Annotated in this window: 15 protein-coding genes; 10 read left to right on the forward strand and 5 right to left on the reverse strand. The window is 67.1% G+C overall.

Annotated features, from left to right (window positions below; translation table 11 throughout):
* Window positions 1-14: 14 nt before the first annotated feature.
* Both ACAM57_RS02040 and ACAM57_RS02045 read left to right on the forward strand, forming a co-directional pair.
* Window positions 15-1178, forward strand: a complete 1164-nt coding sequence (locus tag ACAM57_RS02040) for an ABC transporter substrate-binding protein (protein ID WP_369660547.1) — start codon at window positions 15-17, stop codon at window positions 1176-1178.
* A gap of 8 nt (window positions 1179-1186) precedes the next feature.
* Window positions 1187-1648, forward strand: a complete 462-nt coding sequence (locus ACAM57_RS02045) for an EVE domain-containing protein (protein ID WP_369660548.1) — start codon at window positions 1187-1189, stop codon at window positions 1646-1648.
* 17 nt (window positions 1649-1665) lie between these two features.
* Here the strand turns inward: ACAM57_RS02045 and ACAM57_RS02050 are convergent, their stop codons facing one another.
* A complete protein-coding gene (locus ACAM57_RS02050; protein WP_026346756.1) occupies window positions 1666-2307 on the reverse strand; it encodes a MarC family protein in 642 nt (213 codons plus the stop codon).
* 14 nt (window positions 2308-2321) lie between these two features.
* The gene (locus ACAM57_RS02055) at window positions 2322-3068 is read right to left on the reverse strand and encodes an SDR family oxidoreductase (RefSeq protein WP_369660549.1); all 747 of its coding nucleotides are present in this window, start codon (window positions 3066-3068) and stop codon (window positions 2322-2324) included.
* Between the two features lie 72 nt (window positions 3069-3140).
* Here ACAM57_RS02055 and ACAM57_RS02060 point away from each other — a divergent pair, with 72 nt between their 5' ends.
* Window positions 3141-3746, forward strand: coding sequence for a 2-hydroxychromene-2-carboxylate isomerase (locus tag ACAM57_RS02060; protein WP_369660550.1), 606 nt, complete (start codon window positions 3141-3143; stop codon window positions 3744-3746).
* A gap of 48 nt (window positions 3747-3794) precedes the next feature.
* A complete protein-coding gene (locus tag ACAM57_RS02065) occupies window positions 3795-4478 on the forward strand; it encodes a dienelactone hydrolase family protein (protein ID WP_369660551.1) in 684 nt (227 codons plus the stop codon).
* A gap of 50 nt (window positions 4479-4528) precedes the next feature.
* Here the strand turns inward: ACAM57_RS02065 and ACAM57_RS02070 are convergent, their stop codons facing one another.
* Window positions 4529-5443 carry a LysR family transcriptional regulator gene (locus tag ACAM57_RS02070; RefSeq protein ID WP_369660552.1) on the reverse strand — a complete coding sequence of 305 codons (915 nt, stop codon included), beginning with the start codon at window positions 5441-5443 and terminating at the stop codon, window positions 4529-4531.
* 133 nt (window positions 5444-5576) lie between these two features.
* Between ACAM57_RS02070 and ACAM57_RS02075 the strand changes: the two genes are divergently transcribed.
* A complete protein-coding gene (locus tag ACAM57_RS02075) occupies window positions 5577-5903 on the forward strand; it encodes an alpha/beta hydrolase (RefSeq protein WP_126025510.1) in 327 nt (108 codons plus the stop codon).
* 222 nt (window positions 5904-6125) lie between these two features.
* Window positions 6126-6494 carry a DUF4148 domain-containing protein gene (locus ACAM57_RS02080; protein ID WP_184639778.1) on the forward strand — a complete coding sequence of 123 codons (369 nt, stop codon included), beginning with the start codon at window positions 6126-6128 and terminating at the stop codon, window positions 6492-6494.
* A 95-nt stretch (window positions 6495-6589) separates the two neighbouring features.
* Here ACAM57_RS02080 and ACAM57_RS02085 read toward each other — a convergent pair whose 3' ends face one another.
* On the reverse strand, window positions 6590-7765 hold the full coding sequence (locus ACAM57_RS02085) for a magnesium transporter CorA family protein (RefSeq protein ID WP_126025512.1): 1176 nt from the start codon (window positions 7763-7765) through the stop codon (window positions 6590-6592).
* Between the two features lie 20 nt (window positions 7766-7785).
* Window positions 7786-8799: a porphobilinogen synthase gene (gene hemB, locus ACAM57_RS02090; RefSeq protein WP_240650835.1), complete on the reverse strand. Its 1014-nt coding sequence runs from the start codon at window positions 8797-8799 to the stop codon at window positions 7786-7788.
* 343 nt (window positions 8800-9142) lie between these two features.
* Between hemB and ACAM57_RS02095 the strand changes: the two genes are divergently transcribed.
* Genes ACAM57_RS02095 through ACAM57_RS02110 form a run of 4 tightly spaced genes read left to right on the forward strand, consistent with a single transcriptional unit; the run spans window position 9143 to window position 11803 of the window.
* A complete protein-coding gene (locus tag ACAM57_RS02095; protein WP_176664998.1) occupies window positions 9143-9571 on the forward strand; it encodes a CopD family protein in 429 nt (142 codons plus the stop codon).
* Window positions 9572-9582: 11 nt separating this feature from the next.
* Window positions 9583-10722, forward strand: coding sequence for a VanZ family protein (locus ACAM57_RS02100; protein ID WP_126025514.1), 1140 nt, complete (start codon window positions 9583-9585; stop codon window positions 10720-10722).
* Between the two features lie 59 nt (window positions 10723-10781).
* Complete coding sequence (locus ACAM57_RS02105; RefSeq protein ID WP_369660553.1) at window positions 10782-11135, forward strand: ferredoxin; 354 nt, start codon at window positions 10782-10784, stop codon at window positions 11133-11135.
* A gap of 35 nt (window positions 11136-11170) precedes the next feature.
* A complete protein-coding gene (locus ACAM57_RS02110) occupies window positions 11171-11803 on the forward strand; it encodes an alpha/beta hydrolase (RefSeq protein ID WP_126025516.1) in 633 nt (210 codons plus the stop codon).
* The last annotated feature ends 82 nt before the right edge of the window (window positions 11804-11885 follow it).

The raw sequence follows: 11885 nt of genomic DNA on the forward strand, positions 1-11885 counted from the left end.
GAGGAGACAACCGCATGAAGCTCAAGACACTGACGACGCTGGCCGTGCTGGGACTGACCGCGACGCTCGCGTCCGCGCAGCAGCAGGGCGTGAGCAAGGACGAGATCCGCATCGGCACCATCCAGGACCTGTCGGGGCCGCTCGCGGGCTTCGGCAAGCAGGCGCGCAACGGGATGCAGCTGCGCGTCGACGAGCTCAACGAGCAGGGCAACGTCAACGGCCGCAAGCTCAAGCTCTTCGTGGAGGACTCGGGCTACGACCCGAAGAAGGCGGTGCTGGCGGCGCAGAAGCTGGTGAACCAGGAGAAGATCTTCATCATGGCCGGCCACATCGGCACGGCGCAGAACATGGCGGCGATGCCGGTGCAGTTCGACAAGAACGTCATCAACTACATGCCCATCACCGCGGCGCGCGAGATGTACGAGCCGCTGAACCGGCTGAAGTATTCGTTCGCCGCCACCTACTACGACCAGATCCGGCTGGCGCTGCCGAAGATGATCAAGGACAAGGGCGCCAAGAAGGTCTGCACCATCTACCAGGACGACGAGTTCGGCCTGGAGGTGCAGCGCGGCGCCGAGGCGGGCCTGAAGGCGGCGGGCATGGAGCTGACGGAGAAGACATCGTTCAAGCGCGGCGCCACCGACTTCAGCTCGCAGGTCGCGAAGATGAAGGCCGCCAACTGCGACCTCGTGGTGCTCGGCACCATCATCCGCGAGACCATCGGCACCGTGGGCGAGGCGCGCAAGACCGGCTTCAACCCGACCTTCCTGGGCTCCAGCGCGGCCTATACCGACCTGATCCACAAGCTCGGCGGCAAGGCGATGGACGGTATCTACGCCACCATGACGGTGCAGAACCCCTACACCGACGAGCAGTCGCAGCCGCTGCGCTTCTGGGCCAACAAGTACAAGACCAAGTTCAACGAAGACCCGACCGTGTTCTCGGTGTACGGCTACGTGATCATCGACTCGTTCATCAAGGCCGCCACCAAGGCCGGCCCGAACCTCACGACCGACAGCTTCATCAAGGCCATGGACAGCATGACCTTCGAGCCCGACATGTTCGGCAGTCCGAAGAGCAACTACACAGCCACCAAGCGCCTGGGCAACGACCAGTCGCGCCTGTCGCAGATCAAAGATGGGAAATGGGTCGTGGTTTCGGACTATGTGACACCATAACGGGCACCATGCCCAATTACTGGTTGATGAAATCCGAGCCCGACGAGGTCTCGATCGACGATGCGCTCGCCGCGCCCGATGCCACCGTGGCGTGGACCGGCGTGCGCAACTATCAGGCACGCAACTTCATGCGCGATGGCATGAAGGTCGGCGACGGCGTGCTGTTCTATCACTCGAGCTGCCCGGAGCCGGGCATCGCCGGCATCGCGCGGGTGGCCTCGGGCATCAGGCCCGATCCGACGCAGTTCGACGCGAAGTCGCCCTACTACGACGCGGCGTCGAAGAAGGACGATCCGCGCTGGCTATTGGTGGACGTGCAGGCGCTGCGCAAGACGCGCCTGCTGGCGCTGCCCGAGCTGCGCGCCAGGCCCGAGCTGGCCGACCTGATCGTGCTGCGCAAGGGCAACCGGCTGTCGATCACGCCTGTGGAGCCGGCGCACTGGAAGATCATCGAGAAGATGCTGGCCTGAACCAGCTGCAGGCTTTTTCAGCCGAGCTTGTTCAGGATCGGGAACAGCTTGCCGAGCCCGTCGGCCATCACCTCGACCGCGAGCGCGGCGAGGATCAGGCCCATCAACCGCGTCATGATGTTGATGCCGGTCTTGCCCAGCACGCGCGCGATCGGCTGCGCGAGCGAGAAGGCCAGGGCGGTGGCCAGCGCCACCACCACGCCGTAGCCGACCAGGATCGCGAGCTCCCACAGGTGCTGCGCCTTGTCGGCGTAGATCACCACGGTGGAGATGGTGGCCGGCCCGGTGAGCAGCGGAATGGTGAGCGGCACCACCGCGATCGACGCGCCCATCGACGCCTTCACCTCGGTGGCGCGCAGCTCCTCCACGTTGGTCTTGCTCTCGGCCGGCTTGGCGTTGAGCATCGACAGCGAACTCATGAGCAGCAGCAGCCCGCCGCCGACCTGGAAGCTCGCGATGGAAATGCCGAAGAAGGACAGCAGCTGCAGCCCCAGCAGCGCGCTCACCGCGATGACCACGAAGGCGCTGAAGGCCGACATGCGCACCGTGTGGCGGCGCTGCGCGTCGCTGTAGCCCTGCGTGTAGTGGATGAAGAAGGGCACGATGGCCAGCGGGTTGACGATGGCCACCAGCGTGACCAGCGGCTTGATCAGGTCCATCGACGTGCTCATGCTCAACGGCCTCCAGTGACGTCGAGCAAGGCCGTGGTGGTGTAGCTCGCCTCGGGCGACAGCAGCCACAGGATGGCGCCCGCGATCTCCTCGGCGGTGCCGGTGCGCTTCATCGGCACCGTGGGCGCGAGCTCGAAGGCGCGGTCGGGCAGGCCGCCCGAGGCGTGGATCTCGGTGTCTATCAGGCCGGGGCGCACCGCGTTGACGCGGATGCCTTCCTCGGCCACTTCCTTGGCCAGGCCGATGGTGAAGGTGTCGATGGCGCCCTTGCTCGCGGCGTAGTCGACGTACTGGCCCGGCGAGCCCAGCCGCGCGGCGCCGCTGGAGATGTTGACGATGGCGCCGCCCGAGCCGCCATAGCGCGTGCTCATGCGCCGCACCGCCTCGCGTGCGCAGACGAAGCTGCCGATCACGTTGATGCGGAACATGCGCTCCAGCCGGACGACGCTCATCTCGTCGACGCGTGCCATCTGGTCGACCACGCCTGCGTTGTTGACCAGCGCGGTGAGGCGGCCGAAGCGCGCGTCGACCTTTTGGAACATGGCGATGACCTGGGCCTCGTCGCCCACGTCGGCCTGCACGGCCATGGCGTTGCCGCCGCCGTCGCGGATGGTGCGCACCACCTCGTCGGCGGCCAGTGAATTGGTGGCGTAGTTGACGGCCACCGCGTAGCCGCGGCTGGCGGCGAGCAGGGCAGTGGCCGCGCCGATACCGCGGCCGCCGCCCGTGATCAATAGCACCTGGTCCAAAACCTACCTCCTGCAGAGAAACTGCGTGTCAGTTAAAACGACTGGCTTGGATTACATCATCGGGGCATGCACATGAGCACCGGCAAGACCATCGACTACTACTTTGCACCCCAGAGCCCGTGGACCTACTTGGGGCATTCCCGCTTCGAGGCGATCGCCGCGGCCGCGGGCGCCACGGTACGGGTGCGGCCCATCGACATGGGCAGCGTGTTCCCGGTGTCGGGCGGGCTGCCGCTGGGCAAGCGGGCGCCGCAGCGGCAAGCCTACCGGCTGGTCGACCTGGCGCGCTACTCGAAACACCTGGGGCTGCCGCTGAACGTCAAGCCGAAGTTCTTCCCGGTGGCCGGCGACGACGCGGCGCGCGTCATCATCGCGGTCGACATGCACGACGGCACCGAGGCCGCCATGCGCATGTGCGCGGCGGTGTTCCAGGCCGTGTGGGTGCAGGAGCGCAACATCGGCGACCCGAAGGTGCTCGACTCGCTGGTGGTCGAATGCGGGCTGTCGCCCAAGCGCGGCGAGCAGTCGCAGAGCCAGGCGGTGCAGGAGCGCTACGAGGCCTACACGCAGGAGGCCATCGACATCCAGGTGTTCGGCGCGCCCAGCTACGTGATCGACGGCGAGATTTTCTGGGGGCAGGACCGTCTCGACTTCGTCGAGCGCGCGCTGCGCCCGTAACCCCGGCATCCCTTCTTTTCTTCGGATGCCATCAAGGAGCAAGACAACATGGGTCAATTCATCGATCTCAAGGCCAAGGACGGCCTGAGCTTTCCCGCCTACGTGGCCGAGCCGTCGGGCAAGCCGCGCGGCGCAGTGGTCGTGGTGCAGGAAATCTTCGGCGTGAACTCGCACATCCGCTCGGTGGCCGACGGCTACGCGGCCGAGGGCTACCTCGCCGTGGCGCCTTCGACCTTCCAGCGCGTGAAGCCGGGCGTGGAGCTGGGCTACTCGGAAGACGACATGAAGAACGGCTTCGGCCTGAAGACGGCGGTCGAGGCGTTGCCGACGCCGGGCGTGCTGCAGGACATCGAAGCTGCCATCGCCTATGCGTCGAAGGCGGGCAAGGTCGGCATCGTCGGCTACTGCTGGGGCGGCCTGCTGACCTGGCGCGCTGCCGCGCTGCTGCCGGGCCTGTCGGCGGCGGTGCCCTACTACGGCGGAGGCATGACCTCGCCGGAGGAAACGGCACGGCAGCCCAAGGTGCCGGTACTGGCCCACTTCGGCAACCAGGACCACTGGATTCCGCTGGACACCGTCGAGGCGTTCAGGAAGGCGCATCCCGAAGTGGAAGTGCACGTCTACCCGGTGGGCCACGGCTTCAACTGCGACCAGCGCGGTTCGTACGACGCCGACGCGGCCAAGCTGGCGCGCGAGCGCACGCTGGCCTTCTTTGCGAAGCACCTCGGCTGAGGCCTTCTCGCGAATGAGGAAGCCCGGTGCATGCCGGGCTTCTTTCATTGTCAGGACGCCGGTTTGCGCTTCAGGCCGGGCCCGTCGCCCACGCGGGTCTGCAGGAAATCGAGCAGCGCGCGCAGTGCGGCGCTGTTGTGGCGCCGCTGCAGGTACGCGGCCGAAAGCCACATGTCCTTGCGTGTGTAGCCCTGCAGCACCGGCACCAGCTCCCCATGCTCGATGTGCGACTGCACGAGGATCGAGGGCAGGTAGATCACGCCGAAGCCGCGCATCGCAACGCGGATCAGCGGCGCGCCCTCGGTGCAGTCCATGCGGCTCTTGACGTGCACGTCCAGCGGCTGGCCGCCGTCGTCGAAGCGCCATACCGGCTGCGCGCCGAGCAGCGAGTGGGTAAGGGCCTCGTGGCTGGCCAGGTCGCGCGGGTGTTCGGGCTTGCCGTGCTTCTTCCAGTAGATGGGCGAGGCGCAAACCACCATTTCCATGAGCCGGAGCTTGCGCACGATGAGGTTGGCGTCTTCCACGGGGCCACTGCGGATGTCGACGTCGATGCCTTCCTCGGCGAGGTCGACGGTGCGGTTGGTCAGCTGCAGGCTGATGCTCACGTCGGGGTAGTAGCGCATGAAGTCGGCCAGCAGGTTCGGGAACTCGCCGTTGCCCATGCCGTGCGGCGCCGAGATGCGCAGCCGGCCGCCGGGCTGGCTGGCGCGCTCCTGCAGTTCCGCCTGGGTGAGTTCGACCATCTCCAGCACCGGGGTGCTGCGCTCCAGCAGCAGCTGGCCGGCGTCGGTGAGGCTCACGGAGCGGGTGGAGCGGTTCAGAAGACGCACCCCGAAGCGGGTTTCCAGCTCGGCCACATACTTGCTGACGGTGGCCTTCGACATATCCAGCCTCTTGGCTGCCTGGGAGAAGCTGCCGTGCGAGGCGACCTCCCGGAAGGTTCTGATCAGATCGAGGCTGTCCATGTGGATGGGTCCATTGTTTCCGTTTTGGGAACGCGATGGTTCGATTCTCCCGGGTTTTTCCTAGCTGGCTTGGGCGACACTTGCGTTAAACGCCGACGTCGCCAGCCTGGCTGGGTCGTTGGAAGGAACTGAAATGAAGACCCCGAACATCGTCGCCGCCGCCCTTTTGTCGCTCTTTGCCGCCTCCGGCGCGCTGGCGCAGGGCTTCGAGCCGGTGCAGCCGCTCAAGGCCGTCACCAGCCGCAGCGATGTGGCCGCCGGTGCCGACGCCGCGGCGCGGGACGGGAATGTCTACGGCGACGTGGTCGCCGCGCCCCTGACCTCGCGGCCCAGTTCGCTCGACCGGGCATCGATTCGCGCCGAGGCCGTGGCCGCCGCCCACGCGCCGAACCAGAACCTCGACCGCCGCGCCTTCGTCAACAGCGAAGTGCCGCCGCAATTCCAGGGCGCCAGGCGCTAGGCCGGAAGTTTCTCCTCTCGGGCAAGGCCGGGCCGGTGCAAAACCGGGCCCGGCTTTTTGTTTTGCATGCCTTCATGTCGCCATTGTTTCAATAGAGGAAACACGGTGTCTCTGAACCGGGTGTTCTGGCAACGCCGTTCCCCCGGAAACTCGCCGCACAGGCTCGCGAACCAGCAGGCCTGGTGGACGAACCATCCAGAGAACACCCTAGGAGAAATGACCATGAAGACCTCGCAAATCCTCGCAGCCGCCGCCCTCGCCCTGCTCGCCGCCACCGGCGCCCAGGCTGAAACCTACCAAGGCGTGAACACCGCCGTCTCGACCAAGAGCCGCGACGAAGTCAACGCCGAAGCCGTGCGCACCGCCGCTGCTCCGAACCAGAACGTCGTGCGCGGTTCGCGCGGCGCGGAAACGGTTGCCGTGTCGAAGGACCGCTCGATCGTCGAAGCCGAAGCCGTTCGCACCGCCTACGCTCCCGACCAGAACGTGACCTCCGGTTCGCGCGTGAACAGCAAGGTCATCTCGACCATGCAGCACCCGATGGACGCTCGCGTTCAGGCACAGCAAGGTTCGGGCGCCGTCGCCAAGTAATAGAAGCGGCCCCGCTGGGGCCGTCGAAATCGAAAAGGGCCACGCGAAAGCGTGGCCCTTTTCTTTGGCGCCGACAGATCTGGAGCGTCGGCGTGTCAGCGCGTGCGGGCGAGGTAGCGCTTGCGCCAGAAGATCACGACCAGCAGCACGGCGATGACCAGCATGGATGTCATCGCGATCCAGAAGCCGTCGGCCTTGTGCACCAGCGGGATGAATTCGAAGTTCATGCCGAAGATGCCGGCGATGAGGTTCAGCGGCAGGAACACGGCGGTGAGCACCGTCAGCACCCGCATGATGTCGTTGGCGCGGTGGCCCTGGACGCTGAAGTGCATCTGCACGGCCGTCTCGGCGTTCTGCTCCAGCCGGTGCACGTGATGCACCACGCGCTCGATGTGCTCGAGCACGTCCCGGCTGCGGATCATGATGAGTTCCCGCTCGCGCTGCTCCGTCTCGCCCTTGGGCACGGGCAGCGTTTCGAGCGAGTCGATCCAGTCCTGCATGGCGGCGCGCTGGTCCTCGCAGATCTCGTCCAGGTGGTGCAGCGACTGGCGCGCCTCCATCAGCGCGCCCCAGTTGGTGAAGCGGCTGCGCGGGTCGATCAGCTCGGTCTGCCAGTGGTCGAGCTGCTTGGTGAGCTCGCGCCGCAGGTCGAGGTAGCCGTCGACGATCTGGTTGATCACGCGCAGCATCAGGTCCGACGGGCTGGTCGGCAGGCGGGCCGAGGTGGCGCGCACGTCGAGCGCCGGGGTGGCGCCGTCGGCCGAGGCCGCGGCCAGCAGCCGGGCGGCGAAGGCGTCGCGCACCGCGCCATCCTCGGGGTGCACCGACAGCAGGACGCGGTCGAACACGGCGAAGCCCACCGGCCGGGTGTCGACGCGGCGCAGCACGGGCGGGCCGCTGCGGGGCTGGCGCGGCGCGGTGGCTGAGACCGGGGCAGGCGGCGCCTCGTTGCCATTGCCTTTGCCGTTTCCCAGCGCCGCCTGGCCCTGGCCGTTGGCCAGCCGCCGGAACACCAGCACGTCGTACAGCGAGGTGTAGTCGTAGTGCGAGGGCAACTGGTCGTTGAGCAGGTCGGCCACATGCAGGTCGACCAGCTGCGTGAGGCACAGCGTCTGCAGGATCTGCTGGACCTCGGCCAGCGAGGCCCGGAATTCGTCCCGCGTGAGCGAGATCCAGAGGTAGCCGCTGGCGCCGCAGGCGCCCGGCACGGCCAGCGGCGCCAGCGCGGCGTGCTCGCTGACCTGTGACCGGTTGATTTCGAAGATGCGCATGCCCGGTTGCCGGCGCGCCGTTACTTCTGCAGCAGGCGCGCGGCGTCGAGCGCGAAATAGGTCAGCACGCCGTCGGCGCCGGCGCGCTTGAAGGCCAGCAGGCTTTCGAGCACCACGGCGTCGTGATCGAGCCAGCCGTTCTGGGCGGCGGCCTTGAGCATCGCGTACTCGCCGCTCACCTGGTAAGCGAAGGTGGGCACGCGGAACTGGTCCTTCACACGGCGCACGATGTCAAGGTAGGGCATGCCGGGCTTCACCATCACCATGTCGGCGCCCTCGGCGATGTCGATGGCGACTTCGCGCAGGGCCTCGTCGCTGTTGCCCGGGTCCATCTGGTAGACCTTCTTGTTGCCCTTGCCGAGCGTGGCGGCCGAGCCGACCGCGTCGCGGAAGGGGCCGTAGAAGGCGCTGGCGTACTTGGCGCTGTAGGCCATGATGCGGGTGTGGATGTCGCCGCGGGCCTCGAGGGCGTTGCGGATGGCGCCGATTCGGCCGTCCATCATGTCGCTGGGCGCCACGATGTCCACGCCGGCTTGCGACTGCGCGAGCGCCTGCTTCACCAGCACCTCGACGGTCGCGTCGTTGAGGATGTAGCCGGTGTCGTCGAGCAGGCCGTCCTGGCCGTGGCTGGTGTAGGGGTCGAGGGCGACGTCGGTCATCACGCCCAGTTCGGGAAAGCGCGCCTTCAGGGCGGCCACCACGCGGGGGATCAGCCCGTCGGGATTGAAGGCCTCGCGGCCGTCGGGCGTCTTGAGGCTGGCGTCGATCACCGGGAAGAGCGCCATCACCGGAATGCCGGCGGCCACGCATTGCTCGGCCACGGGCAGCAGCAGGTCGAGGCTCAGGCGGTCGACGCCGGGCATCGAGGGGACGGCATCACGGCGCTTCTCGCCTTCCTGGACGAACACCGGGTAGATCAGATCGTCGACCGTCAGTGCGTGCTCTCGCACCAGGTTGCGGGTGAAAGCGTCGCGGCGCAGGCGCCGCGGCCGCCCGGCGGGGAACATGGCCAGGGGGGAAGATGATGACGTCATATATCCAAAATTGTGCCTGAAGCGACTGTTTACGACTCCTCGGCACGGGCGTTCGGTTGTCCTACAACTACGGAAATTAGTAGAACCAAGGTTTTCAGTTTTTTGCTTTAAATGTCAAAGAAAGTGGCGCAGTCGCTTGAAACCTTGTTTCGTCTTTGTTAAATTCTGACGCGGGCGGCTTGCCGCCCCCCGCTTTTCCTCCCTGAGCGGGTGCCTTGATGTGTGACAGCAAAAGGGCTTCCCAGCCCGACGTGAAGACGTCGGGCTTTTTTTTGCCTGTCGTACGAGTAGGCTGCCCCAAAACAGGGCTTTGCCGCGGAGAGGGCGCCACTAAACTGCCGCCATGCTTTGGGTCAAATCTCTACACATCGTCTTCATTGCAAGCTGGTTCGCGGGGCTGTTCTACCTGCCGCGGATCTTCGTGAACCTGGCGATGGTTCCGCCCGAATCGGTGGCCGAGCGCGAGCGCCTGCTGCTCATGGCGCGCAAGCTCCTGAGGTTCACGACCTTCCTGGCGGTTCCCGCGATCGGTTTCGGCCTGTGGCTCTGGCTGGGCTACGGCATCGGGCGCGGCCCGGGCAACGGCTGGATGCACGCCAAGCTGGCGCTGGTGCTGGTGGTGATCGGCTACCACCACGGCTGCGCGGTACTGCTTCGCCGCTTCGCGGCCGGCGAAAACCGGCGCAACGACCGCTGGTTCCGCTGGTTCAACGAGCTTCCGGTGCTGCTGCTGCTGGGCATCGTGATCCTGGTGGTCGTCAAGCCGTTCTGAGCCGCGCACCGATGCCCACGGTGGATCGGCCGCAGCACAAGTCAGCGGCGCTCCCGCTGGCGCTCGCCTATGGGGCGCTGATCGTCTACGCCAGCCTTTATCCGTTCGCCGACTGGCGCGACCAGGGAATCGCGCCCTGGGCGTATCTCTCGGCGCCCTGGCCGAAATATTGGACCGGCTTCGACTTCGCGGTCAACGTCGCGGGCTACGTGCCCTTCGGCTTCCTGTGCGCCCTGGCGGTGCTGCGCACGGGGCGCGCCGCCGGGGTATGGCCTGCGGTGCTGCGCGCCACCGTGGCGGGAGCGGCGGTTTCCTTCGCCATGGAGACGCTGCAGAGCTACCTGCCGGCGCGCATTCCTTCCAATGTGGACCTGGGGCTCAACACTGCCGGCGCGATCGTCGGCGCCGTGCTGGCGGCGGGGCTCGAGCGGCTGGGTGCGGTGGCGCACTGGAGCCGCGCGCGCTCGCAGTGGTTCGCCGAGGATTCGCGCGGCGCGCTGGTGCTGCTGGCGCTGTGGCCCTTCGCGCTGCTCTTTCCGGCGGCCGTCACCTTCGGGCTGGGACAGGTGTTCGAGCGGCTCGAGGTTGCGATTTCCGAATGGCTGCTCGACACGCCCTTCATCGACTGGCTGCCGCTGCGCCAGTTCGAGCTCGAGCCGCTGGTGCCGGCGGTCGAGCTGCTGTGCGTGATGCTGGGCGCACTGGTGCCCTGCCTGCTGGGCTATCTGGTGGCGCGCTCGGTGGTGCAGCGGGCGGTGCTGCTGCCGCTGACGCTGCTGTCGGGCATTGCGGCCTCCGCGCTGTCGGCGGCGCTGAGCTACGGGCCCGAGCATGCCTGGGCCTGGCTGGGGTTGCCGGTGCAGGTCGGCATGGCGGCGGCGCTCTTCGCCGGCGTGCTGCTGCTGTTCGCGCCGCGCCGCCTGTGCGCGGCGCTGCTGCTGATGGGGCTGGTGCTGCAATTGAGCCTGCTGAACCAGGCTCCCGAAAGCGCGTACTTCGCGCAGACGCTGGCCACGTGGGAGCAGGGGCGCTTCATCCGCTTCCACGGGCTGGCGCAGTGGCTGGGCTGGGTGTGGCCCTATGCGGTGATGGTCTACGTGGTGGCGGCCCTGTCGCGCCGCGGACGGTCCGGAGCGGCTCCGACGAGCTGAGTGTGTGCGGATTGCTCGGCCGGAGCGAGGGTAGCGAGGGTGGTCACTAAAATCCGCCGATGCCCAGCTCCACCTCAGCCGCACCGTCCGGCTACTACGGCCGCCACATCTTCTTCTGCCTGAACGAGCGCAAGAACGGCGAGGACTCCTGCGCCATGCACAACGCTCAGGAAGGCTTCGACCGCTGCAAGGCGAAGGTCAAGGAGGAGGGGCTATCGGGGCCCGGCAAGGTGCGCGTCAACAAGGCAGGCTGCCTCGACCGCTGCGCGGGCGGGCCGGTGGCCGTGGTGTACCCCGAGGCCGTCTGGTACACCTTCGTCGACAGCGAGGACATCGACGAGATCGTCGAGTCGCACCTGAAGAACGGCAAGGTCGTCGAGCGGCTGCTGCTGCCCCCGAACGTCGGACGCTGAACTTTTACGCCGGCCCCCTGCTCGTACCTGCGCCAATGAATTCCCAGACCGAAAAGATCAGCCTCCAGGGCGCCGCCGGCGCGATCGAGGTGCAGCGCGACCAGCCCGCCGGAACCCCGCGCGGGATCGCGGTCATCGCGCATCCGCATCCGCTGTTCGGCGGCACCATGGACAACAAGGTGGTGCAGACGCTCGCGCGTGCCTTCGTCGCCAGCGGATGGACCACGGTGCGCTTCAATTTCCGCGGCGTGGGTGCCAGCGAAGGCGTGCACGACGAGGGGCGCGGCGAACTGGAGGACATGCTGGATGTCGTCGGCCAGCTCGCGCCCGAGGGACCGGTGGCGATCGCCGGCTTCTCCTTCGGCGCCTTCGTCGCGAGCGGTGCCGTCGCGAAGCTGTGGGCCGGGCGTGAGATCCGGCAGATCGTGCTGGTGGGCACGGCCGCCGCGCGCAACAACGTGGCGGCGCTGCCCTTGGAGGCGCACGAGCGCACGCTGGTGGTCCATGGCGAGGCCGACGACACGGTGGCGCTGTCCGCCGTGATGGACTGGGCGCGGCCGCAGTCACTTCCTGTCACAGTCATCCCCGGGGGCGGTCATTTCTTTCACGGACAATTGCCGCTGCTCAAGGGTCTGGTCGTCCGCCATCTGCGCGCGGACATCGCTTGAAAGCCTCTTCGGCTTGTTTTCGTCTCTTTCCGAACTCCCAATGAACCGTTTTCTTGGCGTGCTCCGCACGCTGGTCTTTACC

Origin of the sequence: Variovorax sp. V15 (genome assembly GCF_041154425.1) — a bacterium.
Classification (GTDB): domain Bacteria; phylum Pseudomonadota; class Gammaproteobacteria; order Burkholderiales; family Burkholderiaceae_C; genus Variovorax; species Variovorax guangxiensis.

Bases quoted from the DNA above. Each gene is read 5' to 3' on its own strand.
- ACAM57_RS02040 (WP_369660547.1), top strand. From the start codon at position 15: ATGAAGCTCAAGACACTGACGACGCTGGCCGTGCTGGGACTGACCGCG.
- ACAM57_RS02045 (WP_369660548.1), top strand. From the start codon at position 1,187: ATGCCCAATTACTGGTTGATGAAATCCGAGCCCGACGAGGTCTCGATC.
- ACAM57_RS02050 (WP_026346756.1), bottom strand. From the start codon at position 2,307: ATGGACCTGATCAAGCCGCTGGTCACGCTGGTGGCCATCGTCAACCCG.
- ACAM57_RS02060 (WP_369660550.1), top strand. From the start codon at position 3,141: ATGAGCACCGGCAAGACCATCGACTACTACTTTGCACCCCAGAGCCCG.
- ACAM57_RS02065 (WP_369660551.1), top strand. From the start codon at position 3,795: ATGGGTCAATTCATCGATCTCAAGGCCAAGGACGGCCTGAGCTTTCCC.
- ACAM57_RS02070 (WP_369660552.1), bottom strand. From the start codon at position 5,443: ATGGACAGCCTCGATCTGATCAGAACCTTCCGGGAGGTCGCCTCGCAC.
- ACAM57_RS02075 (WP_126025510.1), top strand. From the start codon at position 5,577: ATGAAGACCCCGAACATCGTCGCCGCCGCCCTTTTGTCGCTCTTTGCC.
- ACAM57_RS02080 (WP_184639778.1), top strand. From the start codon at position 6,126: ATGAAGACCTCGCAAATCCTCGCAGCCGCCGCCCTCGCCCTGCTCGCC.
- ACAM57_RS02085 (WP_126025512.1), bottom strand. From the start codon at position 7,765: ATGCGCATCTTCGAAATCAACCGGTCACAGGTCAGCGAGCACGCCGCG.
- hemB (WP_240650835.1), bottom strand. From the start codon at position 8,799: ATGACGTCATCATCTTCCCCCCTGGCCATGTTCCCCGCCGGGCGGCCG.
- ACAM57_RS02095 (WP_176664998.1), top strand. From the start codon at position 9,143: ATGCTTTGGGTCAAATCTCTACACATCGTCTTCATTGCAAGCTGGTTC.
- ACAM57_RS02100 (WP_126025514.1), top strand. From the start codon at position 9,583: ATGCCCACGGTGGATCGGCCGCAGCACAAGTCAGCGGCGCTCCCGCTG.
- ACAM57_RS02105 (WP_369660553.1), top strand. From the start codon at position 10,782: ATGCCCAGCTCCACCTCAGCCGCACCGTCCGGCTACTACGGCCGCCAC.
- ACAM57_RS02110 (WP_126025516.1), top strand. From the start codon at position 11,171: ATGAATTCCCAGACCGAAAAGATCAGCCTCCAGGGCGCCGCCGGCGCG.